Source organism: Streptomyces hirsutus (assembly GCF_001418415.1).
Lineage (GTDB): Bacteria > Actinomycetota > Actinomycetes > Streptomycetales > Streptomycetaceae > Streptomyces > Streptomyces hirsutus.
Genome location: NZ_LIQT01000149.1, coordinates 15,277 through 39,959 on the forward strand (window position 1 = coordinate 15,277; position 24,683 = coordinate 39,959).

The window sequence follows — 24,683 nt, forward strand, 5'->3', positions numbered from 1 at the left end:
GATGCAAGGTCCTGCCGACCTGTGCGGGATCCGCTCTCACGAGACGGTGACCGCCCGGTCCGGCCTTGCGAACACGCTGTTCATCGTCGCGGACACCACGGCGCATCTGGCGGTCGCCGTTGCCCTGACGTGGTGAGGGTGACGGCGATGACGCGGCCAGCGGTGGACGGGGTCGTCGAGACGCCGAACGGCGCGCACTTCACCTCCTGCGTGCCCGACCACGACCGGGACGAGTCCTTCCAGCGCGCCTATGTCCGGGCGGCCCGCGACCCGAGGCGTGGCCGGCCTTCGTCGAACGGTTCCTGTCCGGGGACAAGGCCGCCTACCAGGCCTCCGTCACCGTGTTCCACCAGGAGGAAGCATGAGTGCCACCGAGACCGGCGTCCCGGCCGCGACCCGCGCCGACCACTGCGTGGTGGCCTGCGCGGAGGCCTGGCGGAACGCCGGTGAGATCCTCGCCAGCCCGATGGGCACCGTCCCGGCCATCGGGGCACGCCTGGCGAAGCTCACCTTCTCCCCCGAGCTGCTGCTGACCGACGGGGAGGCACTGCTCATGGCGGACGTGCCCGCGATCGGGTCGAAGCCGGGAGCGGTCGAGGGCTGGCTGCCGTTCCGCCAGCACCTCACGCTGACCGCCACCGGCCGCCGGCACGTGATGATGGGCGCCAGTCAGATCGACCGCCACGGCAACCAGAACATCTCCTGCATCGGCGATGCACCCCCAGCGGGCCGCGTACGTATCGACGAGGACCAGGCCCCTCCCCGATACGGCGTCCGGGTCGACGGGCCCGGGCGCGGTGGCGGGCAGCAGGCGTTCGGGGCGGGTGTCGGTGACCTCGATACGGACGGTTTCCGCCAGGAGCCGCACGGTCAGCCGGAAGTCGCGGCCGGGCAGGCCGCCGTGGGTGACCGCGTTGGACGCGAGTTCGGCCGTGACCAGAGCGACCGTACGGGCGAGGTCGGAGTCGTGAGGACAGGCGCACCACTCGGTGAGCTGCTGCACGGCGAGGGCGCGCGCCAACCGCGCACCGCGCGGGGTACTGCTGAGCCGGAGGCACAACTCGCCGTGCGAGGGGCCGGGTTCGCGGATGTCTTCCTGTGGCTTCACGGCGCCATCGTGAGCTGCCGAAACCTGGTCCGACCAGGGCTTTCGACCGTACCGGCCGAGGCGGTACGGAGCTCGCCCACGGCGTGACGGTCTGGTTGTGCGGGCCTTGTACGGGTGCTGTACGGGCCCTGGACAAGTGGCGGCCGTGTCCCGGGAAACAGCCCTCCCGTTGAACATATCCCCGTCCGGGCGGAGTCGGGACGGGAGCGGGCGCGGGAAGAACCGGTGGTGGAAAGGGATGTGAGGCAGGTGCGGGAGACCAAAAACAGTGGCGGGGCACGTGCGAAGGAACGACAGGACGGTGACCTGCCGGGAGTATGGGTGGCCTACGGCACGCTCCTGGGGCATCTGCGCAAACGGGCGGACTTGAACCAGCAGGCGCTGGGGCAGGCGATCGGTTACTCGCTGGAACAGGTCGCTTCGGTCGAGCAGGGACGCCGCCCGGCGAAGGAGGCGTTCACCGAGGCCGCGGAACGGGTACTGGACGCGCGTGGTGTTCTGGAGGTGCTCCAGCCCGATGTGGACCGGGCCAAACTCCCCCGGTTCTTCCGCAACTTCGCGGCCGTCGAGGCGGAGGTGCTGAGCCGCTTCTCGTACGATCCACTACTGGTCCCGGGCCTGTTGCAGACGGAGGCGTACGCACGAGCGGTGTTCGCCGGTCACTGCCCGCCGTTCGGTGAGGAGATCGTGGACCAGCACACGGAGGCACGACTCAGCCGCCAGAAGCTGCTGACGCGCGACCCGATGGCGGAGCTGTCGTTCATCATCAGGGAGGAGGCGCTGCGCGATCCTGTGGGCGGTGCGGTGGTCATGCGCGGCCAATGGGAACGCCTGCTGGAGGTAGGCAGGTTGCGCAACGTTGAGGTCCAGGTGATGCCTTCGGGGCGAGGGTTCCATCCTGGTAAGAACGGTCCGTTTGTGACTGTGCAGACGAAGGAGCATCAGCACCTCGGGTACTTCGAGTCGCAAGGTGTCGGGTGCACGGTGAGTGATCCGGCGGAGGTCAGTACGTTCGGGTTGCGATATGGCAAGCTGCGATCGCAGGCACTGAACGTCGAAGAGTCTGCGCGGCTCATCGAACGGCTGGTGGGAGAGACATGAGCATGGAGCGGGTGAACCAGAACGTGGACAGACTGCACTGGTTCAAGAGCAGCTACAGCGGATCGGATGGCGGTGACTGCGTGGAGGTGGCCGTGGCCCATGTCTCGGTGTACGTACGGGACTCCAAGGCCCCGGCCGACGGGCCCACGTTGCGGATCGGACGCGAGGAGTGGGCCGCGTTCGTCTCGCACGCGAGCGCGTAGCGCCAGAATCGCAAGCCCGGCCCCCCGGCAAGGTCGTCAGCCCGCGTGACGTGTGCCCGGACACCGGATTTCAGGCACCAGCGGCGGACCGTCTCATGGGAGACGATGACGCCGCGCTCGAGCATCAGCTCCTCGACCTCGCGGAACGACAGCGGGAAGCGGTGGTACAGCCGCACGCAGTGCGCGATGACCTCGACCGGGTACCGGTGCCGCTGGTACGACGGCTGCGCGCTGTCCACGAACGATCCCTCCCAGCGAGACCACCAGAAGATCATCCCACCCGGCCGGCCAACGTGACAGCACCCGGCCAAGGCGTCATAGGCTGCCCTCGGCACGGATGCGGCTGGGTGGGGAGCACATGACGGCTGGGGCGGTTCCGGGGTGGGCGTCGGCACTCGATTCTGTGGTGGTGTACGCGCAGGGCGCGCTCTGCCGCCGCCGGGCCCGGGGCACGGTACCGGCGGGCGGACAGGTGCGGGTGACGGGGCTGCCCCGGTCGCTGGACCCGGACTCGTTGCGGGCCCGCGTCGTCGGTGCTTCCGGGATGCGTGTCACCGAGGCCCGGGTGGAGGTACAGGCCGAGCCCCACGACACGGACCGCTCCGACACCTTGCGGCGTGAAGTGGAGCGGCTGCGCGACGACTGTGCGGCGGCGCAGGGCCGCCGGGACCGGCAGTCGGCTCTGATCGAGGAGATCAGTGCTCTGCATCCGGTGCCTCCGACTCGCAAGCGGGAGGACCCGCACCGCCGTACACCGGTCGACGCGTGGCTGGAACTCTCCGACTTCGTCGATGAGCGCCTGACCGGACTGCACAGCGGGCTCCGCGAACTGGACGAGGAGCTGCGCCGGGTCGAGCACGAGCTCACCGTCGCGGCGGACAGGCTCTCCCGTGCCTCCACCGACGCGCCGTCGGCGCATGTGGCCACCTCGTTCGGTGCGGTCCTCACGCTGGACGGCTCGGGTGAGGTGGAGGTGGAGGTGGAATACGGGGTGCCTGGCGCCGTATGGGTACCGGCCTACCGCCTGACCTACCGTCAGGGTGGCGGTGGCGGAAGCCTGTTGCTGCGGGTCTCGGTGGCTCAGCGCACGGGCGAGGACTGGACCGGGGTGCGCATCGCCCTGGCCACCGCCGACCTGCGCCGCCGCACGGACCTGCCCCGGCTCCGCTCGGTCCGCATCGGACGCAGTCAGCCCGCCCCCACGCCCTCGGGCTGGCGTGCGCACCCGGCGGGGCTGAACGGTCTTTTCGCCGGTTACGACGCGGCGGGCTCTCGGCCGGACACGAACCCCACGCCCTCGCTCGTCGGGGCCGCTGCTCCGTCCGGTCCCGTTCCGCCGCTGCCTCCGCCGGCACCGGCGGGCTACGGCGCGCCGCCGGTTCCCGGTGGCGCGGAGGGTGCTTTTCCTCAGGCTTACGGCAGCGGTGATCTGCTGCCGCCGTCCGGGCCCCCGACACGCGCCAGGCCACGCACCGGTGGCCGTCCCGCCGCGGCCTCCGGAGCAGCACCGCTGCAGCCCGGGGTGTCCGTGGCCGACACCGCGCCCGTCCCGCCGGCGCCCCCGGCGGGGTTGCCGCAGCCGGACGGCGCCGAACTCGACTACACCGCGCTCGTCCTGTGCGGACCGGACGAGCCGGACGGTCGCCGGGGCCGACTGTTCCCCGGCTCCGGTTTCGACCCGGTGACTGCGGAGTACCGCCGCCGCGCCGAGACGGTGGCCACGCTGCCGCTTCCCGGGTACGCCGTGCGGCCCCGCGAGTCCGCGGGCTCCTTCGACCACCGGTTCGATGCCGCCGCGCCGGCCGACATTCCCTCGGACGGCACCTGGCACACCGTCACCGTCGGCGAGATCCCGGTCGGCCTGCGCACCGAGTACATCTGTGTGCCGTCCGTGGAACAGACCGTGTACGCGACGCTGATGCTCTCCAACGCCACCGAACAGGCCCTGCTGGCCGGACCGGTGGAGGTGACCGTGGACGAGGAATTCCTGCTGACCGCCTCTTTGCCCACGCTCGCGCCGGGCGGTGAGTGCCGGGTGGGACTCGGACCGGCCGAGGCCATCGCGGTCACCCGCCGGACGAATCTGCACGAGTCGACCTCGGGCCTGCGCAACAACGTCACCGTGCTCGACCACCGCGTCCACGTGGAACTGGCCAACCGGCTCGCCGTCCCCGTCTGCGTCGAAGTGCGCGAGCGCGTGCCCGTCACTTCCGACACGGACATCCGGATCGAGGAACGAGCCGACTGGACGGCGCCCGAGAGCGGCGCGGACCCGGAGCGGCACACGCCGGGCACGCGTCTGTGGCGGGTCGAACTGCCCGCCGGTGGCACCGCCGCACTCGACGGTGGCTACGAGATCCGGATCCCGGCCGGCAAGGCCCTCACCGGCGGCAACCGCAGGAGCTGACATAGCCATGTCCACGTCATCGGAGCCGATCCCCCTGATCGCCCTGCCCGTCACCGCCGTCACCTGCACGGAGGACCGCGCTCACCTGGAGCGGACCGCCGTGCTCGACCTGACGTCCGGCACCCAGCGACTGCGCCTCGGACCGGTCAGCGCGCTGGCCGTCGACCGTACCCTCCACGCCGAACTGACCGCCGGTCACTCGGCGACCGTGCTCGACGTGCGGATCGTACGCAGCTGGACCCCGCGCGGGCCGGGGCCCGCCGACGACGACTCCGCGCTGCGCCGCCGGATGACAACGCTGGAAGAGGAGCGGTCGGCCCTGGAGCAGCAGCGTGACCGGCTGCGCGCCCGCGTCGAGCTGCTCGGCCGCGTCGCCGCCGATCTGCTGCGGGACATAGCCGAGGGCGCAGGCTTCGGGGAGACGGAACGCGGCCGCTGGAGCCGAGAGTTGGACCGGGTGGACGGCGAACGCGATTCCTGCGGTGAGCGACTGCGCGCGGTGGAAGCCGGGCTGGCCGGCATCGCCTCCGAACTCTCCGAGGCCCATCGGGCCATGGACCTCTACGGGACGGAGCCTGCGGAGTTGACCGGCCACATCGAGCTGGCCGTCCACTCCTCGGCCGACGGCCAGGCAGAGCTGCGTCTGAGCCATCTCACCCCGTGCGCACTGTGGCGGCCCGCGTACCGGGCCGTACTGAACGGGCAGGACCTCACCCTGGACACGGACGCGATCGTCTGGCAGAACACCGGCGAGGACTGGTCGAACGTACGGCTGACCCTGTCGACCGCCCGCTCCGCGTCGGCGGCGGAACCGCCGCGGCTCGGCGAGGACCGGCTGACGCTGACGGACCGCTCCGCCGCGGAGCGCCGTACCGTCCATGTCGGCCTGCGCGAGGAGGAGATCGCGGAACTCGGCCCCGCCCCCGTGCTCGGGCTGCCGGGAGTGGACGACGGCGGCGAAGTACGGGTGCTCCACTCCCCCGCGCCGGTCTCCGTGCCGGCGGACGGCCGCGCCCACCGTGTTCCGCTCGGCTCCTTCACCTCGTCCGCGCGGAGTGAGTACACCTGCTCGCCCGAGCTGTCTCCCCTGGTCAGCCAGGTGGTGCGATTCGACAACCGGTCCGGCCACGCGCTGCTCGCCGGGCCTGTCGACCTCATCGGCGCCGGCGGGTTCGGCGGACGCGGCACCCTGGACTTCACCGCCCCCGGCGCCCCCGTCGACCTCGCCTTCGGCAGCCGGGACGACCACCGGGTCCTGCGGCAGACCGAGGAGACCCGTGAGACCGCCGGAATCGTCCAGCGGACCGTCCTCACCCGCACCGTCCGGCTGCACTTGTCCAGGTTCTCCGCCCCCGGCGAAGAGGACGACAGGGTGATCGTCCTCCGGGAACGCATTCCCGTCTCCGAGGTCTCGGCGGTGGAGGTACGCCTGAACCGGGACGCCTGCTCGCCCGTGCCCGACGCGGTCGACACGGACGGGATCGTCCGCTGGAACATCCCGTTGAGTCCCGGCGGCCGACGCACCGTCACCCTGGTCTACGACGTGTCGGCGAGCAGCAAGGTCACCGGTCTCTGACCTCGCTGTCGGCACAACCATACGGGTGAGGGGCGTCGGGCATGAGGAGCGGACACCGGCCGGGACATCCGCGTGGGCCTCGGCCGGGGCGGCGGGTCGGGCGGTTGGTGAGGGATAGCGGGGGTGGCGCTGACGCGCGGGGTGCAGCACGGGCCGTGCCGTACGGTCATACCTTGGTCGAACGCGGCCCGCTCGACGTCGTCCGGTTCGGCCGCGCGGAGGAAGTCGGCGACCTTGCCCGGCATGCCGAGGGTGACCGGCAGCTCCGGGACCGGGGGTACTTCGGTGTCGGCAGTGTGCTCGGGCATCAGCTCGGCGACGGTCGTGCGGACGGCGCCTCGAGTGACGCCGTGCTCGCCATCGTCTGCCGCCTTCTCGGGGGCAACCGTGTGGCGCGAGGCGAATGGAGACTACTTTGTGCAGCTCAGTGCAGGTGTGAGCGACAGTATCGTGTGCACCGTTTATGGCGCCGCTGCCGGGTCGCCAAGAGGGATTGCCGAGTCGGCAGCAGAGGTTCGGTGTCAGTGTTCGCAGTCCTCTGCGCGTGTCTGAGGCCGGCGGCACGGGGGTGGCGACCAGCAGCAGTTGTCAGTGGGCAGTTCAGATTCCCCACCGGCGGCCACCTGGCAGTGAGCTATCCGGCCTCGCCTCCGTCACCTTCCGTGACTACCGGATCGGGACCATGCCGACGACCTGTGTCCGACGAGGCGGTTGCCGCCAGCATCCGCGGAAGCGGCCTGACCGGGCCCATGGCAACGCGTGCGCCGGACCGCGGGGCATTCTTCGACCGGGAGCGTCGCCCGTCACCGTAGTTGGTTGAATGCCTGGTCGGCTTCGGCCACGGCCTCGGGGTGGACGTCGTGGGCGGTTCGACCGTCGGCGATCTTCTGCCAGTTGGTCCGGGCGAGCACCCGTTGGACCGCGAGTACCTGGGCGGCTAGCAGGCGTGCCTGGATGCCGTCGCCGAGGGCGTCCGCCAGTGCCTCTTCGTCCTCGAGCTGGTACCGCGTGAGCCGTCCCGCCAGGCTCGGTGTGGTGAACACCAGCCGATGGAACGCCACCACCTCGGGATGATCGTTGAGACCGGTGACGGGGTCGTACCGATCGAGGCCGGCCCGGAAGTGCCGGTGCAGCGCCGTCACCGGTTTGATGCCGGACTTACGGTCACGTACGACGCGTGCCGCCTCGCCCTGATGGTCCGCAAACCGGTGCAGCACCAGGTCTTCCTTGGTGGGGAAGTACCGGAAGAGGGTCGGCTTGGAGATTTCGGCCGCCGCGGCGATGTCGTTGACCGAGACGCGGTCGAAGCCGCGCTCCAGGAACAGCGAGACGGCCGCGTCGCCGATGGCATCGCGCGTCCGCTCCTTCTTGCGGGCCCGCAGTCCCGTCGGCTCGCTCACCTGACCATCGTAACATTCATGACCAGGTTGCTTTTTTAACCGAGTAACGTTTTTATGAGCGGTGTGAATCAGACAGACATTCCTCCCGTGCTCGTAACCGGGGCGACGGGCCGGGTCGGCCGCGTCGTCATCGACCGACTCCTCGACGCGGGCGTGCCGGTCCGCGCCCTCACCCATCGCTCCGAGGCGGCGGCGACGCTGCCGACGAAGGTCGAGGTCTTCACCGGCGACCTCACTGTGCCCGAGTCGCTCGACCCGGCATTGAACGGTGCCGGTGCGGTCTTCCTCGTCTGGACCGCACCGCCTCGGACAGCCGCGGCAGTCGTCGAGCGACTGGCAGCCCACGTGCGACGGGTCGTCTTCCTCTCCTCCCCGCACCAGACGCCGCACCCCTTCTTCCAGCAGCCCAATCCCATGGCGGTGCTGCACGCCGACATCGAGCGGCTCATCGCGGCCACCGGACTCGAGTCGACGATCATCCGGCCGGGGATGTTCGCGTCGAACTCGCTGACCTGGTGGGCACCCACGATCCGGGCCGGCGAGGTCGTCCGGTGGCCTTACGGCGCTGCCGAGACCGCACCGGTCGACGACCGCGACGTCGCAGCCGTCACGGCGCGGACGCTCTATCAGGACGGACACGTCGGAGCCGACTACGTTCTTACGGGCCCCGAGTCGCTGACCCAGGCCGCGCAGGTGGGCGCCATCGGTGACGCCCTGGGGCATCGGATCGCATTCGAGGAGATGACGCCAGACGAGTTCCGAAGCCTGTCGAAGGGCACGGCGCCCAGCTCGGCCGTCGACATGCTGCTCGCCGCGTGGAGCACGGCGGTCGGACAGCCCGCGTACGTCACCACTGTGGTGGCCGACATCCTCGGGACGGCGCCGCGAACGTTTCGCCAGTGGGCCGCCGACCACGCCACCGCGTTCACGGAGGGTTCGTAACCTCGTCGACCGCGACCTGCCCCGGCGTCGTGACGTCGCATCAGGCGCAACGTCCGGTTACCGCGTTCATGGCACTGTTCGTCGGTCTCACGCAGGGTGTCGTCCTCGGCCTCGCCCCGGGGCCGCCGTCACGCTTGGCGGTGGGGCGGCCCCGACCCGCGGCGGATCACCACTCGCGTGCAGGTGTGCCGATGCGGTGTTCGCCAATCCGCGACGGACTACCTGTAGCGGATGTGCAGGTGGTTGTCGTGGTTCGGGTAGCTGGTGGTCAGCCCCTCGGCGATCAGCTGGGGGTCGTTGAAGAAGACGAGTGCGATGTGGCCGGGTGCCTTCGCACGGATCTCCTGGACGAGGCGGCGGGTGGCAGCGCGGTCGTAGGTGGACGATTGCCAGGTGATGCGCCCTGCGGTGCACTGGGCCGAGTCCGTGCGGACCGGCCACACGTCGATGTCCATACCGGTCTCGTGGCTGCCGTGGCCGGGGATGTCACCGCCGTGTTCGAAGCCCGCGTCGCCGATCGGCAGTACGCCGTTCCCCGTGCCTGCGAAGGTCGCGGCGGCGGCCTCCAGCCGGCCCACGGCGCCGGCCGTCGCCCAGTGGGCGTTCGCGTTGCCGTCGGCCCTGGAGTGGGCGCCCGAGGTGCGGGTCAACCACATCACCACCGGCCTGATCCGTACCGAGAGCGCCGCCTCCGTCTACGGCGCGGACGCGGGCGCTTCGGTGGCCGGCGTCATTCCGATGGAACGGATGGCCGTCCCCGCGGACGTCGCCCGCGCCTGCCTGTTCCTCGCGAGCGACCGGGCCGGATACGTCAACGGCGCCGATCTCGCGGTGCACGGGGGCGGGGAGTTCCCGGCGCGCTACCTCGCCGCGAAGTCGGCCGGCGGGCGGGAGTGAACGACGGTCACCGTCACGCACGTCGGCCCGTCCCCCCGGGAAGGGGGCCGGGCCGGTGCGCGTGGTGCCGCGGCGGCGTCCCAGGGCTCCGAACAGAAGGGGAGTCCGATCAGCTCGCGGCGTCCGGCGCCTTGCGAGCGTGCCGAACGCCGCGAGCCGGACGCCCCTTCCGTTCGGAGCTCTCAGACCAGGTTGTCCTCCACCGTGAGGCCGAAGGCCCCGCGGCCGTACATGGCCAGGGCCCGTTCCACGTCGTTGGCAACGTGGACGCTGCCCGCGTGGGCGTCGCGCCAGGCGCGCTCGATGGGGTTGCCGCGTCGCAGCGCGTTGCCGCCGGCGGTCTTGAAGAGCAGGTCGATCGCGGCGACGGCCCGTTCGGTGCCCCGGACCTGGTCGCGCCGGGTGCGCAGCCTCAGCTCCATGGGGATCTCCCGGCCCGCGGCGGCGAGTTCGGACAGTTCGCGCAGGTTGCGGTCCATCTGTAGGACGGTCGCGTCGATGTCGGAGGCGGCGCGCGCGATGGCGACCTGGGCGAACGGGGTCCTCGGTGAACCTGCCGCCGCCCAGGTCGAGCCGCACCCGCTCCTTCATCAGCGACACGTACGACTCGTAACCGCCCGACACCGCCCCGATCACCGGTGCCGTGACGGCGCTCGTGAAAATCGTCCCGAACGGCAGCCGGTACAGGGGCCCCTGGTTGACCTGCTGCCCGGGTCCCTTCAACTGGGCCTGCTCGTAGTTGCGCAGCACCCGGTGGGCGGGCACGAACACCGACTCGACGAGGATGTCGTTGCTGACGGTGCCGCGCAGTCCGACGACGTCCCACACGTCCTCGATGGTGTAGTCGGACCGGGGCACCAGCACGGTGAGGAAGTCCACCGGCCGCCCCTTCGCGCCAACGACCGGGGCCCCGAGCAGGGCCCACGTGGCGTGCTCGCAGCCCGAGGAGAAACTCCAGCGGCCGGTGAGCCGGTAGCCGCCGTCGACGGGGGTGAGCCGGCCCACCGGCGCGTACGACGAGGAGATGCGGATGTCCCGGTCGTCGCCCCAGACGTCGTCCTGCGCCCGGCGCGGGACGGGCCGCGGCCCGATCGGGATTGAACCGGCCCTCACCGGCCTCCGTTGTCTCGTTGACGCATGCAACGAGACAGGAGACCTGTATGGCCACGCCCGCGGAGCCCACGTATCAGGAGCAGACGTTCCCGACCATTGACGAGGCCGAAGAGGCCGCTGTGCGCGAGGGACGGAGGTCCACCTCGCCGGAGCCGAACGTCAATCAGGGCGGGCACGGCGGCATCAGGCCGCTCGGTGCCGCCAGGCAGATCCTGGAGAAACCTGCCCCGTTCGACTCCGTGGAGAACGAGTTCTATCGGAGGATCCGCGACGGGGCCTACCCGGACCTCGCACCCGTCGTTCCGGCTTCGTACACGGCCGATCAGGTGCGCGAGCGGCTGGGTGACCAGTTGGACGCCCCGGCCGGCGACGCGCTCGACGACCGGCGGCACATCTACATCGAGAACATCACGTCCGACTTGAGCCAGCCGAAGACCCTGGACGCCAAGATCGGCAGGTCGACCACGAGTTACCGGGAAAACAAGGCACAGCAGGAGAAGTCCTCCTGGGACGCCGGGGTCAAGAGCTTCAAGTTCGCCCTGGGCATCGATCCGATGACCGGCTCGACGCAGCGCGGGTGGCGCATCGTCGCGGGCACGGACGCGAGCGGGATCAGAGTGCTGGACGGCATGCAGTCACAGTCGATCCTGAGCAAGTTCTCCGAAGACCCCGCGGTGTGGGATCAGTTGATCGGCAAGATGCAGGACATCAGGAACGCGGCGGCACGATCCGACCTCGGCTTCATCGCCGCCAGCGTGTTCTCGGTGCACGGCACCCAGAACGGGGAAACCAAGGTGGACGCCAGACTCATCGACTTCGCCCATGCGATCGACGCGCGAAATCCCTTCAAGCAGAGCCCGTCCCCCAGCCCCGAGGGCAGCCCGCGCCTCGGCGGCGGGCCGGCCGCCCCCGACCTGACGCGACTCAAGGACAAGTACCGGAACCAGTTCCTTGCCGGGATGGACTCCCTGATCAAGGACGCAACAAGGTTCCGCACAACGAAGACTGCGCTGGCGACGATGAACCCCACCCACGTGCGCCCGCGAAGCACCAGCCCCCAGCAGCAGCCCGCCGTCACAGCACCGACGAACACCACGAACACGGCACGGAGGCGCTGACCCGACGGCGGGAGCACGGGCCCGGTCACCGGCCGCCGCCTCGGTGCCGGCCGCCCTGCGCGGGTCCACGTGCCCGAAGTGCCGGACGTCGGCGTCGGCGCCGATGTCCTGGGGGCCAAGGCGTTCCTCAGGGGCGTCGTACCCGGGCCCCGGCGCTCCTCAGGACTCCCGTGAGTTCAGTGTGACGATCGCGTTCTTGGCCTCCTCCGCCACCTGCGGGTCGGCCACGACGTCGTAGCGTCCGGCGACGATCCGGCTGCGGGAGGTGAAGTCGCGGCGCCCGCCGGTGAGGGCGTGGCCGATGAAGCCGAAGACCGCCCCGAAGACGGCGCCGTAGACGATCCCGCTGAGCAGGAGGACGAGAGCGGTGTGGGAGCCGGCCGCGAAGAGGGAGAGCAGCAGACCGACGAGCAGACCGAACCAGGCTCCCGAGCCCGCGCCGGCCAGGGCGGCGCGTCCGCGGGTGAGGCGGCCCAGCACGGTCTCGACCATTCTCAGGTCCGAGCCGATGATCGCGGTGCGCTCGACGGGAAAGCCGCTGTCGGCGAGGAAGTCGACGGCCCGCTGGGCTCCTTCGTAGGTGGGGGACGACTCGATGACGACCCGCTCGGTGGGGGGCGGGGGCGGTTCAGCGGACATCGGTACGCTCCATGATCAGGGGGCTCGGACGGCACGGCGGCGGCCGGTGCGGGGAAAGCCGGGCGGCTGCCCTCCCGGCTCCGTCACCGGGCGGCCTCGCTGTCGGCGGCCTCACTGTCGGCGGTGTCGCCGCCCACGACATGGATGTCGAGCTCGCCGTCCACCGCGTCCACGCGGACGGTCGCGCCGGATTCCAAGGCGCCCGACAGGAGCAGGTCGGCGAGGCGGTCGTCGAGCTCGCGCTGGATGGTGCGGCGCAGCGGCCGGGCGCCGAACTCGGGCTGGTGGCCGAGGTGGGCGAGCAGGTCGGCGGCGGCGTCGGTGACCTGAAGGGCGACGTCCTGGGCGTGCAGCCGGCGGCGGGTGTGCTCCAGGAGCAGGTCGACGATCTGCCGCAGCTGGCCGCGCTCGAGGCCGCGGAAGACGATGATCTCGTCGATGCGGTTGAGGAACTCGGGCCGGAAGTGCTGCTGCAGGGAGGGCATGACCGATGCGCGGACCTTGGCGTAGTCCTCGACGCCGGCGGAGAGGATGCGGTCGGCGCCGATGTTGGAGGTCATGATGACGACCGTGTTCTTGAAGTCGACGGTGCGCCCCTGGGCGTCGGTGAGGCGGCCGTCGTCCAGCAGTTGCAGCAGGACGTTGAAGACGTCCGGATGGGCCTTCTCGACCTCGTCCAGCAGCAGCACCGCGTACGGCTGGCGGCGCACGGCCTCGGTGAGCTGGCCGGCCTCGTCGTAGCCGACGTATCCGGGCGGGGCGCCGACCAGCCGGGCGACGGTGTGGCGTTCCTGGAACTCGCTCATGTCGAAGCGGATCATGCGGTTCTCGTCGCCGAAGAGGGCGGCCGCCAGCGCGCGGGCGAGCTCGGTCTTGCCCACCCCGGTGGGGCCGAGGAAGAGGAAGCTGCCCACCGGCCGGTGGGGGTCGGCCATGCCGGCACGGGCCCGGCGCACCGCGCGGGCGACAGCGGCAACGGCCTCGTCCTGGCCGACCACCCGCTGGTGCAGGTGCCCTTCCAGACCCATGAGGCGTTCCCGCTCCTCCTCGGTGAGCTGGGCGACGGGGATGCCGGTGGTGCGGGAGACGACCTCCGCGACGTCCTCGGCCGTGACCTTCGGCTCGGCCTGCTCTTGGTCCTCGGCCTGCGCGGTCTTCAGCTCCTGCTCGGTCTGCCTGATCCGGTCGCGCAGGTCCTTGGCCCGCTCGTAGTCCTCCTCGGCGACGGCCTGGTCCTTCTCCCGGCCCAGCGCGGCGATGCGGTCCTCGATGTCGCGGGTGTCGGCCGGGGTGGTCCTGGCGCGCAGCCGGACGCGGGCCGCGGCCTGGTCCATCAGGTCGATGGCCTTGTCGGGCAGGAAGCGTGAGGTGACGTAGCGGTCGGAGAGTTCGGCGGCGGCGACCAGCGCCTCGTCCTGGATGCGGACCTGGTGGTGGGCCTCGTAGCGGTCGCGCAGGCCGCGCAGGATCTCCACGGTGTCGTCGACGGTGGGCTCACCGACCAGGATGGGGGCGAAGCGCCGCTCGAGGGCGGCGTCCTTCTCGATGTGCTTGCGGTACTCGTCGACGGTGGTCGCGCCGATCAGGTGCAGTTCGCCGCGGGCCAGGGCGGGTTTGAGCATGTTGCCGGCGTCCATCGCGCCCTCGCCGCCTCCTCCCGCGCCGACGACGGTGTGCAGTTCGTCCAGGAACAGCACCAGGCCGTCGCCGTGTTCGCCGACCTCGTCCAGCAGCTTCTTCAGCCGCTCCTCGAACTCGCCCCGGTACTTCGTCCCGGCGACCATTCCGGCCAGGTCCAGGGAGACCAGCCGCTTGCCCTCCAGCGTGACCGGCACGTCGCCGGACACGATGCGCTGGGCGATGCCCTCGACGATGGCGGTCTTGCCCACGCCGGGGTCGCCGATCAGGACCGGGTTGTTCTTGGTGCGGCGGGAGAGGACTTCGATGGTCTGCTCGACCTCCTCGTCCCGGCCGATGACCGGGTCCAGCTTGCCCGCGCGAGCCTGTTCGGTCAGGTCACGCCCGAACTCGTCCAAGGTCGGTGTGCTGCTGCTGGGCTGCTCGGCCGCCTGCCCGGGCGGAGCGGCGACAGCCTCGCCGCCGGCCTCGGCCAGGGTCCGCGCGGCCGACGACTCCGGGTTCGAGGCCAGGGCCTGCAGGATGTGCTCCGGCCCGATGTAGGAGGTGCCCAGGCGGCGGGACAGCTGATAGGCGTCCAGCAGCGCCCGCTTCGCCGACGGCGAGAGCTCGTTCGGTCCTGATCCCGGCGCCGCCTCCAAGGCGGCGCCGGCGCCCAGGCGCCGCCCCAGCGCGTCCACGTCGACACCGGCCTCGGTGAGCATGCGCCGGGTGCTGTCCACCTCGAGCGCGGCGGCCAGCAGGTGCCGGGCGCCCAGTTCCTCACTGCCCTCCCGGGCTGCCGCCTGCTGAGCGCGTGCGACCAGCTCCCGGGCGCGCTCGGACAGCAGGCTTCCGACGTCGACCTGCCGGGGCCGCCGCTGTGCGGACAGTGGCCCGCTGCCGAAGAACCGGCCGAAGAGGTCGTCGAAGTTGTCGAACGGGCCACGCCCGAAACCGAATCCCGAAGTGCTCATCTCCTGCGTCCTTCCCTGAGGCCTCGGCCCTGCGTCACCGCGCGTGTCCGAAGCGGGTCGTCAGTACCTCGGCACGGCGGTTACCGCTGGTCGGACCTGCCCGGCACGGCGGGGCGAGCACGCCGCGGTGGTGGCGTCGTACGACCGCCGGACCCCGTCGGCACCAGGCCTCCGGAGATCCGTGCACAGATGACGCCGACCGGCGCGAGGGCGGTCGCTCCTGCGTCCGGCCGGGCCCGGGGAAACGCTCCGGCGACGGCCGGGGCGGCCGGCGCCCCCCTCCCGGACGACAGGGCCGCCACGTCGCGCGGGATCAGCGTCCACACCAGTTGCCGCGGCACACCCTCACCTCATCACCCGACCCGACGGACCCGTTACAGAAATCCACATGAACCTACACATACCGGACATGGGTGCGGGGCGCAGGTCCGGACAGGGCCGGGCCGGCCGGGCCCGGCTCCACACCGGCCCCACGCCGACCCACACCGGCACACACCGGCACACACCGGCACACACCGGCACACACCGGCACACACCGGCACATCAGGATCGTCCCGGCCCTCCTGACCCCCTCGCCGCCTCCTCGGCCGACCGGGCAACAACCGCGACAAGGGCGTCGGGGGGACCCGCAGAGGCGTCAGGGGAACCCCGTCGACCGGACGGAAACCCGTCCCTCCGGCACCCGCCGTGTGGAGCGGGAGCACCCGGCGCCGCACCCGCCCCCTGCTGCCGCTGCCTACAGCGCGGTCCGGGTGAAGGTGACCTTGTCCCCGGCCTTGATGCGGAACCGACAGCCGCTCGCCGGCTCGGAGCCTCCGACGTAGAGGTTCCGACGGCGGAGAAGTTCCGACGGCGGAGAAGTTCCGACGGCGGAGATGCTTCAATGCGCATCCGGTTTCCGGGACGCGCTCGAGGTCGAGGCTGGATTCACTGGCACTGGGGCACCCGGGGAAGGGAATATTGCTGTGCGGACGTGCCGTCGGCCGGCGAAGGAGATGAGGGTATGGCAGGGGTGGAGCCTACGCAGGCCCTCGGGGAACAGTTCCCGGCCGAATCTTCCGCCACGCTCACCAAGGCGCTGGAGGCCATCGGGAGCGGCGCATACGTTGTGGACGAGCAGGGCCGCGTGCTCGCGGTCAACGCCCACGCCGAACGGCTGCTGGCCTTGCCCGCCGAGGATCTCCTCGGTCGCGACGCGCACGACCTGCTGCACCGGGATGCCCACGGCCAGCTCTTGCCGAGGGCTCGATGCGGCATGCGGCAGGCTTTCCTCGCCGGGCGCACCGCTCAGGTGCAGGGGGACTACTTCGCATGCGGGGACGGCTCCCTGCTGCCCATCTCGTGGCTGATCACCCCCTACGACGTCGGTGACCACGAACTCGGCACGCTCGTTCTCTTCCACGCCCGGCACCCGCTGGAGGTCGACCCTCGGCCGGAAGCGGCGCACAGGACGCTGCCGGAACTCGAACGGCTCGCGCTGCTGGCCGAGACCACCACTCGGCTGACCTCCACTCTTGATGTCGAGGAGGCGCTGCGCCGACTGGTGACCCTGGTGGTGCCCCGGCTGGCGGACTGGGCCGTCGTCGATTTGATCACCGAACACGACGAGGTGTGGCGCACTCTCGTCGTCCACGCGGACGGTGATGCCCTGGTGCGCCACGAGGGACTGCAAGGACCGATGCCACCGGTCCCGGAGGATTCCCAGATGCCCCTGTCCAGGGCCCTGCGCGGAGTCGCTTCCGCCCTGGCCGGCCCGCAGACCTACCAGGGGGTGCCGGATTCCGGCATCGCGCTCGAACAGCGCGCTCTGTTCGAGGCCACCGGCATCCGCTCCGCGGCCATCGCCCCCATCCGCAGCACGCGCGAAGTGCTGGGGGCCCTCACCCTGGGGCGCGCCGAGAAACCGGTGGACTTCACCACCGACGACCTCCCTCTGATCGAGGACATCGCCCGCCGGGCCGGCCTCGCCCTGGACAACGCGAGCCTCTACGAACGCCAGCGCAAGGTCGCGGAGACCATGCAGAACCACCTGCTGCCCCAGATGCCGCGTGTGCCCGGGTTGCAGATGACGGTGCGCTACCTGCCCGCACCCGACGCCTCACAGGTCGGTGGCGACTGGTACGACGCCTTCTCCTTGTCCGACGGCGCCACCGCGCTGGCCGTGGGAGACGTCGTGGGTCACGATCTGGAGGCCGCGGCCGGCATGGCGCAGCTGCGCAACATGCTCCGCGCTTACGCCTGGGCCCTGCAGGAACCCCCCAGCCGGATCGTCGGCCGGCTGGACGAGGCGCTCCTGCACATCACCGACGTCGCCATGGCCACCGTGATCTTCGCCCGGCTCGAGGAGGCGGACGACGGCCATTGGAAACTGTCCTGGACCAACGCCGGCCACCCGCCACCCCTGCTGATCAGGCACGACGGCCTGGCCGACTACCTCACGGACGGCCACGGCATTCTCCTGGGCACCGGGACCCACGGACCCCGCACCGACGCCGTCGCCCTGCTGCCGCCCGGATCCACCCTCCTGCTGTACACCGACGGCCTGATCGAAGAACCCGGCCATACCCTCGACGAGGGTCTGCACCGGTTGCGCCAACACGCCGCCGCCCTCGCCCACCGCCCTCTGGCCTCCTTCACCGACCATCTGCTGCGCCGGGTCCGCCCCGTCGCCAACGACGACGACGTCGCCCTCCTCGCCCTGCGGACACCCGCCCGGAAGCGATCCTGACCGGCGGCTCCCCGTCGGGAGCCCGGCCCGGGCACGCCGGGCGGCGTACCCGGGCCTTCGCGCCTGCGGCGGCACCGATCCGCGCGGTCACACCGTCGTCAGCGCCGTGCGCCGGACGTGCGCGGCCGAGCCGGGCAGGGCGATGGCACGCAGGAAGGCGGCCGGGGACGGCCTGTTGAGTGCGGCGCCCACCAGCAGCCAGCCGATGAGGCCGCCCAGGGCGTTGGCAAGAAGGTCGTTGACGTCGCAGGCCCGGCCGTTGTTGAAGAGCACGTAGCTCAGCAGCTGGGCCAGCTCGATGGACAGGCTCGCCAGCAGGCTCACCGCCGTCGCCCGGAGTGCGCCGGACACTCGGCTGATCAGCGGCAGCAGCATCCCGAGCGGTACGAACATGATCACGTTGGGGACGGCGGTCACGTCGGAGGTGATCAGGGGGATGAAGTTGATCTGGTGGTACCAGGGCGTCTGGTTGGCGTACTGCCCCCAGGTCACGGTGAGGGGGAAGACGGTGATCGACAGCACCGCGGCGGCATGGACGGCGGTGGTGATCCTCAATCCCGCGTGCCGGCCGGTCCAGCCCGGCTGCGACCGGCGTGCGCGGACGGCGGTCATGGCCGCGAAGGCGATCAGTGCGGGGCCCAGTACGTAGAGAGGGGGGATGTCGAAGTTCACGTTCACGTCAGGCTCCTACGGCGTCCGGCAGCGGTTCGGCGATCAGCATCCGGCTTCGCGGTCCCCGCGCGGATCGGAAGAAAGACAGGACTTGACCGGCACGGCTACGACTTTCGGCAGAGGGAAGGCGCCGCCCGTCGGCATACGCTGCTCGGCATGTGTTTCCCCCGGAGGAGGCCGGGCGACGGCTTCCGCCCCCTTCGCTCCCTGCTGTGGACGGCCGTGACCGGTGCTGTGGTGGCTGCCGCGCTGCTGGACGTGCGCTACGGCACGTTCCGGCAGCCGGACACCGGAACCCTGCTGGGCGTCTCGGCCGCGGTGACGGCCCTCTCGCTGCCGGCTCTGCTCGCACTGGCCGGGCGTGGCGCCCGGCCGGGGGTGATCGTCTGTCCGGGCGGGGCCGCCGCGGTCGCCTCGCTCGCCTGCTCCGTGGGGCTGCACCTGAGTGGCCGCGAGGCGTCGGCTTCCTCCGCCTACGGCGCCTTCGAACCCGTGGCTCTGCTGGTGGTGCTGGCGGTCACCGCACGACGCGGCATGCCGGTGCCCGCGGCGGTCGTCACCGTCGGCCTGCTGGCCGCGGTGATCGCGCGTCCCTTGGCGCTGCACGTCCACGAAGGCAGCGTCATCGTCTCCTTCGTCCTGACGCTCGTGGCCGTGGCCGTGGCGGGGGCGAGTGTGGCCGCCCGGCTGGTGGCGGCCGACCGACGGCAACGGGAGCACCGGATCCGTCTGCACCAGAGGGTCGACCTGGCACGGGAGCTGCACGACTTCGTGGCTCACCACGTGACCGGCATCGTCGTGCAGGCCCAGGGTGCCCAGGCGGTCGCCGCCAAACGCCCGGACCTGGTCGTGCCCGCGCTGGAACGCATCGAGCGGACCGGCGCGGAAGCGCTGGTCTCGCTGCGCCGCATGGTGGGCCAACTCCGCGCCGAGGACGGTGGGATGCCGCTCGTCGCACCGGTGGAGATCCGCGGACTGCGCACCCTCGTCGCCGACTTCAGGATGCGAGGCGTGTCCTCGCGGCTCATCGAGGACGGCCCCACGGAGACCCTGCCGCCGGAGGTGGCCGCCGTCGTCCACCGCGTGACGATGGAATCCCTCACCAACGTACGCAAACACGCCCACGACTGCCGCGACGTCCGGGTCCGCGTGCAGGTTCTTCCGCAGCAGACCGTCGTCGAAATCACCAACGACGGTACGGCCCGCCGGGCCACCGCCGACGGCTACGGTCTCAAGGGGTTGCGGGAACGGGTCACCGGAGTCGGGGGCACGTTCCGTGCCGGTGCCACCGCGGACGGAGGATGGCTGGTCCGCGCCTGCCTGCCGCTCGCTCCGGCCGGGACGGACGGGCCGTGATCCGCGTACTCATCGTCGACGACCAGGCCATCGTGCGCACCGGCATGGCCATGATCCTGGCGGCCGAGGACGGCATCGACGTCGTCGCCGAGGCAGTGGACGGCGTCCACGCCCTCGAGGAGGCCGCCCGGCACCGGCCCGACGTCGTCCTGATGGACATCCGCATGCCGCGCCTCAACGGCCTGGACGCGCTGCGTGCGCTGACCCGCCCCACGGCGGACCACGTCCCGAAGGTGGTCATGGTCACCACATTCGACGACGAGGAGTACGTCAACACCGCCCTCCAGTCGGGTGCCTGCGGTTTCGTCCTCAAGGACTCCGGTCCCCGGCTGCTGACGGAGGCGGTACGGGCCGCGGCGGTGGGAGACTCCCTCATCAGCCCTTCGATCACGGTCCGTCTGCTGCGCCGACTGGTGGCGCCCGGTGCGCGGCGGTCACCGGACGCGGATCTCTCCCCGCGTGAAGTGGACGTCGTCCGGCTCGTCGCACAGGGGCTGACCAACGCCGAGATCTCGCACACCCTGAGCATCACGGTGGGCACGGTCAAGACCCACCTGGGCAACATCCAGGGCAAGCTCGCCGTCCGCAACCGGGTGGAGATCGCCGCATGGGCCTGGCGGGTCGGACTGGCCCGGGCGGACTGAGGCACGGCAGGCCGCCGCGGCATCCACAGGGGCGGACCGGTCGGCCACCGCGCTGCGCGCCCGCCGCGCCGGCCCCTCCGGCTCACCGGCGTTGCGGAGGGCCGTCCGCTCCGTCGGCGGCGGGAGTCGCGCACGGCCGGTCCTCGTCCGCCGCGGAGAGCCACGCGGCCCGCTGCGCGGACGTGCCGGCGAAGGCGACGGTCAGCAGGTACTGCGCCGCCCCGTAGGTCGCCATGACCACGAAGGGGCGTCCGCCGAAGCCCAGCCCCGCGGCGCCGAGTCCGATGAGCAGGTCCGAGCAGACGAACAGCGCGCCGCCCCAGGCCGCCCTCCTCCCCCTCACGGGCGCGGCACACGCCATGGCGACCAGGGCCAGACTGTAGGGGGCGACCGCCCACACCAGGGCCCCGAGAAGGGGTGCCAGAGCCACGTTCCCCACGGCCCACGCCACCAGCCAGCCCGCGCACCACCGTCGCCGCGCTCGGAGAAACGCGATCGCGCCCTGCTTGGCGAAGGCGGTGATGTAGCAGACCTGAGCGCCCAGAAAGCAGGCGACACCGGCCATGAAGGCACCGGTGCCCGACAGCAGCAGGGCCACGTCGCCCACGGTCGACAGGATCAGGGCGGCGAGCACGAAGGGATGGCTCCGGCCCGTGCGGCGCCACAGATACAGGGCCAGCACCGGAGCCAGCAGCGGCTTGCTGACCCACTCCAGAACCTCGTGGTGCAGAGCCACTCCGGTCAGGTTCAGCAGGACGAGCCCCGCGTACGCGACGAGCAGGGGCGGCATCGTCAGCCCCCTGCCTTCGGCGGCCACCCGGGAGGGCCCGGGAGCCGGCACCGGACGATCGGGATGCGGTCCGAGTGCACCGGATGCGGCTCGTCGGAGACTGCTCCACACCGAACATGATCAGCCGTCATGGAACCGATCCTGCCTCCGTGTTGACCAACGGTCAACCGGTCGGGCCGCATGCGCGGGGCACCGCGATGCCGCACTCCGCCCACACCGTCTTGCCGCCCGACGGGTACGGCTCGCAGCCCCAGGCGTCGGCGAGCGAGGCGACGAGGAGCAGGCCCCGCCCGGACTCACCGTCGGCCTCGACGTCCGGCCTCGGCACGGGCGGGCGTTCGCCCCGCGCGTCGGTGACCTCGATCCGCAGGCCGGCGGGGGTCGGGGTGAGGGCGAGGCGTGCGCTCCTGCCCCGCGCCCGGCCGTGCAGGGCCGCGTTCGCGGTCAGTTCGGCGATGAGGAGGGACGCCGTGGCCGTGCCGCCGTCGGCGACGGCACCGGACTCCGGCCGCCGCTGCGCGGCGAGCCGGCGCTCGGTCGCATGGCGTGCGATGTGCGCGCCGTGCGCCGTGGTGGGAAACATGGTGCGGAAGTGGGCTGTGCCGACGATCGGTTCACCGGGTGCGGTGACGGTTTCCTGATTCACCTCACCGAGGGTGACCGAGTCGCTCTACCGTGGGGAGCACTCCGGGCGGCACGCAGGGTGACTTTCCCGGCACGGACGGTGCGATGTACGGGCGTACGGGCGTGACCCGGCGGCCCCTTCGCCTCGCCATGGGCACTCCGTTTCTGCTCTTACGGCCTCCGCACATAGGGCGGCACAACATTTCATGGGTAGCCCGGCCGCTCGGACGGAAACGCCGCAACCGGGCCGCTGCTCGACGAGCATGTCCCGGGTTGCGAAGCCGGACCGGCTCTCGGACCGATTCACGGCCCTGGTCACCGGGTACCCGAGACCTCCATGCGCGGGCCCGCTGCGCGTCGAACCGGGCCAGGAGGCCGCTGGGGCCGACGGGAGCCCCACACTCTTCGGCGGGAGCCGGGCGACTCCGCTGCTGTACGACCCCGACGGAGGACGGTATCGCGATGACCGAGTACGAGCGTTCACGGACCATGCCGGCCCAGCCCGAGCACGTCTTCGACCAGGCCGCCCAGGTCGACCAGCTGGAAACCTGGCTGCCGGAAGCCCTGCACGTGGACGCCGGGGAGCTTCCGGCCGTCACCGTGCACGAGGACCGCACCGACGAGGACACCTCCGCCTTGTTCCGTGCCCGGCCCGACCAGATGCGGCTGGAATGGGGCACCCGCGACCAAGGCAGCTACACGGGGTGGCTCCAGGTCGCCGGCATCGACAGCGGAGCCAGTGAGGTGACCGTGCACCTGTCGTTCTTCGACGACAGCCACGACCCGGGCGAGGGAGCCGTACGCGACGCCCTGGACACCAGTCTTCAACGTCTGGAGGAACAGGTAAGGCTGCGCGTGGACAACGCAGCCGGCTGACGGAGTACACCCCCCATGGCACGCGTCAAGCAGTACGCCGTCGCCGCCTCCGGGCAGTGGACGGACGAGAGGAAGACCGCCGCCGACCGCCTGCAACAGGGTTCGCGGTGACGGGGGCGAAGAACGCGCGCTGCGAGGGGCGAGCCCTCTGAGAAAACCGACCGAAGCAACCGGTTGCGTCCCCCTGAGCGGGGCCGTCCAGGAGACGGCCCCGCTCGGTGCGTGTGTTCCCGGACTCTCAGGGCGGATACGGCCCCGGGCCGGAAGCACGCTCGGCGTTTCGGCCACCGCCGCCGGATTCCTGGCCCTATGCGCGACAAGGGTCGGTGCACCCCACATACTCCGCCACGCCCCGATCCCGGGGTTCCTCACACGACCGAAACACAGGTGTTCGAAACCCTCGCTGGGTCGTTGAGCCCGGGAAGCCAACCGCAGCGACCGTCAAGGGGGCCCCACCATGACCTCGGCCGGCACACAGGAACAACCGGATCCCGGCACACCGGGGCCGGACAGGGCTTCGGGCACGGGTGGTTCGAGCGGGGGCTCGCTCACGGGCTCGGGAGGAACACGATGACGGAGTCCACGGAGGGGGCGAAGGCCAAAGCCGGGAGGCGTCCCGTGCGGAGGTTCTTCGGTCGCGTGCGGATGGCCGAGCCCCAGGTCTCCGATGCCGAGCGGGAGTTGTTCGGCGGTCCGCTGCGCTACGACATGGGCTGGTCGGAACACGAGCACGCCCAACTCGACCTGACCATGCTGTCCGCCCTGCGTTCCATGCCGAGGCTGGTCGGGGCGACCTTGCGGATGGCCTGGCGGGCGAACCGGCGTGCCCTGCTCGCCGTCGCGATCAGCGAGGTCGGACAGGGCATCGCCGCGGCCGTGGGGCTGCTCGCCGTCAACGCCGTCATGCACGCGCTGCTCGGCTCGGGCACGCCGGTGGAGCGGCTGCACGCGATGCTCCCGGCCCTGACCGTCGGCGCCGGGGCCGCCGTGGTCAATTCGGGTCTGGCCGGATGGTCCACCGCGCGGGCCGGCCGACTGGAGCCGCTGGTCGAGCGGATCGCCACGACCCAGTACCTGGCCGCCGCCGCGTCGGTGGAGCTGGAAGCCATCGAGGATCCGGAGTTCCGGCGGCTGATCGACGTCGCCCAGTACGGCGCCGCGTCCGCCCGCCGCATGATCGGCGCCTGCGTGGCCTCGCTGAACGGGGGCATCTCCCTGATCTCCACGGCCGGAGTCCTCACCATCCTGCACCCGGCCCTGCTGCCGATGCTGATCCTGATCGCGGCCCCACGCGGCTGGGGCGCGATGCGGGTGGCGCAGGAACGGTACGTGTCGGTGATGAGCTGGGTCGAACACGTACGGGCCGGCCGCCTCATCGGCAACCTGCTCACCGAACGCACCGCCGCGCAGGAGGTGCGCATCCACTCCGTCGGGCCGTTCCTGCTAAGCCGCTACGAGCGCATGGCCGAAAGCGCCGAGGCGGAGCAGGAGCGGCTGGCCTCCAGCAAGGCCGTCACGGAGTGGGTGGCCGCCTCACTGTCCGGCGTGGCCATGGCCGTCACGTACGGAATCATGTTCTGGCTGATCATGGGCGGGCACATGAGCCTGGCCGTCGCCGGCACCGCGGTCATCGCCGTCCGCTCCGGCTCGGCGAGCCTGGGCGCGCTCGTGATGAACGTGAACCAGCTGCATGAGGAGTCCCTCTACGTCCGCGACCACTCCCGCTTCCTGGACGAGGCGACGCGCCGGACCATCCCCAGCGGGGGCGATCCCGTTCCCGCGCGGGTACGACAGGTCACGCTCGACCAGGTCACCTACCGCTACCCGGACCGGGCGGATCCCGCGCTGGACGAGGTGTCGCTCACGCTGCCCATGGGCTCGGTCACCGCCGTGGT

The 24,683-nt window shown here is 71.3% G+C and carries 19 protein-coding genes and 5 pseudogenes; 14 read left to right on the forward strand and 10 right to left on the reverse strand.

Annotated features, from left to right (window positions below; translation table 11 throughout):
* Positions 1-153 precede the first annotated feature (153 nt).
* Together AOK11_RS44750 and AOK11_RS44755 are read left to right on the forward strand one after the other, a co-directional pair.
* Positions 154-365 (forward strand): annotated as a pseudogene (locus AOK11_RS44750) (acyl CoA--acetate/3-ketoacid CoA transferase subunit alpha); the annotation flags it as partial.
* A pseudogene (locus tag AOK11_RS44755) lies at positions 362-715 on the forward strand (CoA-transferase); the annotation flags it as partial. The pseudogenes AOK11_RS44750 and AOK11_RS44755, both read left to right, overlap by 4 nt.
* A 75-nt stretch (positions 716-790) precedes the next feature.
* Here AOK11_RS44755 and AOK11_RS44760 read toward each other — a convergent pair.
* Positions 791-1,456: pseudogene (locus tag AOK11_RS44760) on the reverse strand (ATP-binding protein); the annotation flags it as partial.
* Between AOK11_RS44760 and AOK11_RS11870 the strand changes: the two are divergent.
* Together AOK11_RS11870 and AOK11_RS39650 are read left to right on the forward strand one after the other, a co-directional pair.
* Positions 1,430-2,209 carry a helix-turn-helix domain-containing protein gene (locus AOK11_RS11870; protein WP_240497306.1) on the forward strand — a complete coding sequence of 260 codons (780 nt, stop codon included), beginning with the start codon at positions 1,430-1,432 and terminating at the stop codon, positions 2,207-2,209. The pseudogene AOK11_RS44760 and the gene AOK11_RS11870 sit on opposite strands and share 27 nt — an antisense overlap.
* Positions 2,206-2,412 carry a DUF397 domain-containing protein gene (locus tag AOK11_RS39650; protein ID WP_079034790.1) on the forward strand — a complete coding sequence of 69 codons (207 nt, stop codon included), beginning with the start codon at positions 2,206-2,208 and terminating at the stop codon, positions 2,410-2,412. Before AOK11_RS11870 ends, AOK11_RS39650 begins: the two co-directional genes overlap by 4 nt.
* A gap of 62 nt (positions 2,413-2,474) precedes the next feature.
* Here the strand turns inward: AOK11_RS39650 and AOK11_RS11875 are convergent.
* A pseudogene (locus AOK11_RS11875) lies at positions 2,475-2,687 on the reverse strand (hypothetical protein); the annotation flags it as partial.
* 83 nt (positions 2,688-2,770) lie between these two features.
* Between AOK11_RS11875 and AOK11_RS11880 the strand changes: the two are divergent.
* Positions 2,771-4,819, forward strand: a complete 2,049-nt coding sequence (locus AOK11_RS11880; RefSeq protein WP_055593640.1) for a DUF4139 domain-containing protein — start codon at positions 2,771-2,773, stop codon at positions 4,817-4,819.
* 7 nt (positions 4,820-4,826) lie between these two features.
* Positions 4,827-6,395 carry a DUF4139 domain-containing protein gene (locus AOK11_RS11885; protein WP_055593641.1) on the forward strand — a complete coding sequence of 523 codons (1,569 nt, stop codon included), beginning with the start codon at positions 4,827-4,829 and terminating at the stop codon, positions 6,393-6,395.
* Positions 6,396-7,198: 803 nt separating this feature from the next.
* Here the strand turns inward: AOK11_RS11885 and AOK11_RS11890 are convergent.
* Positions 7,199-7,795 carry a TetR/AcrR family transcriptional regulator gene (locus AOK11_RS11890; RefSeq protein ID WP_055593642.1) on the reverse strand — a complete coding sequence of 199 codons (597 nt, stop codon included), beginning with the start codon at positions 7,793-7,795 and terminating at the stop codon, positions 7,199-7,201.
* A gap of 87 nt (positions 7,796-7,882) precedes the next feature.
* Here AOK11_RS11890 and AOK11_RS11895 point away from each other — a divergent pair, with 87 nt between their 5' ends.
* Positions 7,883-8,737, forward strand: coding sequence for an NAD(P)H-binding protein (locus AOK11_RS11895; RefSeq protein ID WP_079034791.1), 855 nt, complete (start codon positions 7,883-7,885; stop codon positions 8,735-8,737).
* A 218-nt stretch (positions 8,738-8,955) separates the two neighbouring features.
* Here AOK11_RS11895 and AOK11_RS11900 read toward each other — a convergent pair whose 3' ends face one another.
* On the reverse strand, positions 8,956-9,393 hold the full coding sequence (locus AOK11_RS11900) for a penicillin-insensitive murein endopeptidase (protein WP_079034792.1): 438 nt from the start codon (positions 9,391-9,393) through the stop codon (positions 8,956-8,958).
* On the opposite strand from AOK11_RS11900, the pseudogene AOK11_RS11905 reads away from it, so the two are divergent.
* Positions 9,356-9,634: pseudogene (locus AOK11_RS11905) on the forward strand (SDR family oxidoreductase); the annotation flags it as partial. The gene AOK11_RS11900 and the pseudogene AOK11_RS11905 overlap by 38 nt on opposite strands.
* Before the next feature lie 182 nt (positions 9,635-9,816).
* Here AOK11_RS11905 and AOK11_RS44765 read toward each other — a convergent pair.
* Positions 9,817-10,155, reverse strand: a complete 339-nt coding sequence (locus AOK11_RS44765; protein ID WP_420902983.1) for an acyl-CoA dehydrogenase family protein — start codon at positions 10,153-10,155, stop codon at positions 9,817-9,819.
* A 639-nt stretch (positions 10,156-10,794) separates the two neighbouring features.
* Between AOK11_RS44765 and AOK11_RS11915 the strand changes: the two genes are divergently transcribed.
* Entirely contained in the window at positions 10,795-11,865 is a 1,071-nt protein-coding gene (locus AOK11_RS11915; RefSeq protein WP_055593644.1) for an inositol polyphosphate kinase family protein, read from the forward strand.
* A gap of 159 nt (positions 11,866-12,024) precedes the next feature.
* On the opposite strand, the gene AOK11_RS11920 is transcribed toward AOK11_RS11915, so the two are convergent.
* Both AOK11_RS11920 and AOK11_RS11925 read right to left on the reverse strand, forming a co-directional pair.
* Positions 12,025-12,504, reverse strand: coding sequence for a general stress protein (locus AOK11_RS11920; protein ID WP_055593645.1), 480 nt, complete (start codon positions 12,502-12,504; stop codon positions 12,025-12,027).
* A gap of 83 nt (positions 12,505-12,587) precedes the next feature.
* Complete coding sequence (locus tag AOK11_RS11925) at positions 12,588-15,098, reverse strand: ATP-dependent Clp protease ATP-binding subunit (protein WP_055593646.1); 2,511 nt, start codon at positions 15,096-15,098, stop codon at positions 12,588-12,590.
* Between the two features lie 1,003 nt (positions 15,099-16,101).
* On the opposite strand from AOK11_RS11925, the gene AOK11_RS11930 reads away from it, so the two are divergent.
* Positions 16,102-17,826: a SpoIIE family protein phosphatase gene (locus AOK11_RS11930; protein WP_055593647.1), complete on the forward strand. Its 1,725-nt coding sequence runs from the start codon at positions 16,102-16,104 to the stop codon at positions 17,824-17,826.
* An 87-nt stretch (positions 17,827-17,913) separates the two neighbouring features.
* Here AOK11_RS11930 and AOK11_RS11935 read toward each other — a convergent pair whose 3' ends face one another.
* A complete protein-coding gene (locus tag AOK11_RS11935; protein ID WP_055593648.1) occupies positions 17,914-18,504 on the reverse strand; it encodes a VanZ family protein in 591 nt (196 codons plus the stop codon).
* 150 nt (positions 18,505-18,654) lie between these two features.
* On the opposite strand from AOK11_RS11935, the gene AOK11_RS11940 reads away from it, so the two are divergent.
* Together AOK11_RS11940 and AOK11_RS11945 are read left to right on the forward strand one after the other, a co-directional pair.
* The gene (locus AOK11_RS11940) at positions 18,655-19,854 is read left to right on the forward strand and encodes a sensor histidine kinase (protein WP_055593649.1); all 1,200 of its coding nucleotides are present in this window, start codon (positions 18,655-18,657) and stop codon (positions 19,852-19,854) included.
* Entirely contained in the window at positions 19,800-20,498 is a 699-nt protein-coding gene (locus tag AOK11_RS11945; protein WP_206188818.1) for a response regulator, read from the forward strand. Before AOK11_RS11940 ends, AOK11_RS11945 begins: the two co-directional genes overlap by 55 nt.
* An 82-nt stretch (positions 20,499-20,580) precedes the next feature.
* On the opposite strand, the gene AOK11_RS11950 is transcribed toward AOK11_RS11945, so the two are convergent.
* Both AOK11_RS11950 and AOK11_RS11955 read right to left on the reverse strand, forming a co-directional pair.
* Positions 20,581-21,339 (reverse strand): lysoplasmalogenase, encoded by a 759-nt coding sequence (locus tag AOK11_RS11950; protein WP_206188819.1) that lies wholly within the window; start codon positions 21,337-21,339, stop codon positions 20,581-20,583.
* A 112-nt stretch (positions 21,340-21,451) separates the two neighbouring features.
* On the reverse strand, positions 21,452-21,934 hold the full coding sequence (locus AOK11_RS11955) for an ATP-binding protein (RefSeq protein ID WP_055593651.1): 483 nt from the start codon (positions 21,932-21,934) through the stop codon (positions 21,452-21,454).
* A gap of 440 nt (positions 21,935-22,374) precedes the next feature.
* Here AOK11_RS11955 and AOK11_RS11960 point away from each other — a divergent pair, with 440 nt between their 5' ends.
* Complete coding sequence (locus tag AOK11_RS11960; RefSeq protein WP_055593652.1) at positions 22,375-22,788, forward strand: SRPBCC family protein; 414 nt, start codon at positions 22,375-22,377, stop codon at positions 22,786-22,788.
* Between the two features lie 570 nt (positions 22,789-23,358).
* On the forward strand, positions 23,359-24,683 hold a 1,325-nt coding region (locus AOK11_RS11965), incomplete at its 3' end, for an ABC transporter ATP-binding protein (RefSeq protein WP_478501588.1).

Coding starts and splice junctions, on each gene's coding strand:
- AOK11_RS39650 (WP_079034790.1), top strand. CDS start 2,206: ATGAGCATGGAGCGGGTGAACCAGAACGTGGACAGACTGCACTGGTTC.
- AOK11_RS11880 (WP_055593640.1), top strand. CDS start 2,771: ATGACGGCTGGGGCGGTTCCGGGGTGGGCGTCGGCACTCGATTCTGTG.
- AOK11_RS11885 (WP_055593641.1), top strand. CDS start 4,827: ATGTCCACGTCATCGGAGCCGATCCCCCTGATCGCCCTGCCCGTCACC.
- AOK11_RS11900 (WP_079034792.1), bottom strand. CDS start 9,393: ATGTGGTTGACCCGCACCTCGGGCGCCCACTCCAGGGCCGACGGCAAC.
- AOK11_RS11915 (WP_055593644.1), top strand. CDS start 10,795: ATGGCCACGCCCGCGGAGCCCACGTATCAGGAGCAGACGTTCCCGACC.
- AOK11_RS11920 (WP_055593645.1), bottom strand. CDS start 12,504: ATGTCCGCTGAACCGCCCCCGCCCCCCACCGAGCGGGTCGTCATCGAG.
- AOK11_RS11925 (WP_055593646.1), bottom strand. CDS start 15,098: ATGAGCACTTCGGGATTCGGTTTCGGGCGTGGCCCGTTCGACAACTTC.
- AOK11_RS11930 (WP_055593647.1), top strand. CDS start 16,102: ATGGCAGGGGTGGAGCCTACGCAGGCCCTCGGGGAACAGTTCCCGGCC.
- AOK11_RS11940 (WP_055593649.1), top strand. CDS start 18,655: ATGTGTTTCCCCCGGAGGAGGCCGGGCGACGGCTTCCGCCCCCTTCGC.
- AOK11_RS11945 (WP_206188818.1), top strand. CDS start 19,800: ATGGCTGGTCCGCGCCTGCCTGCCGCTCGCTCCGGCCGGGACGGACGG.
- AOK11_RS11960 (WP_055593652.1), top strand. CDS start 22,375: ATGACCGAGTACGAGCGTTCACGGACCATGCCGGCCCAGCCCGAGCAC.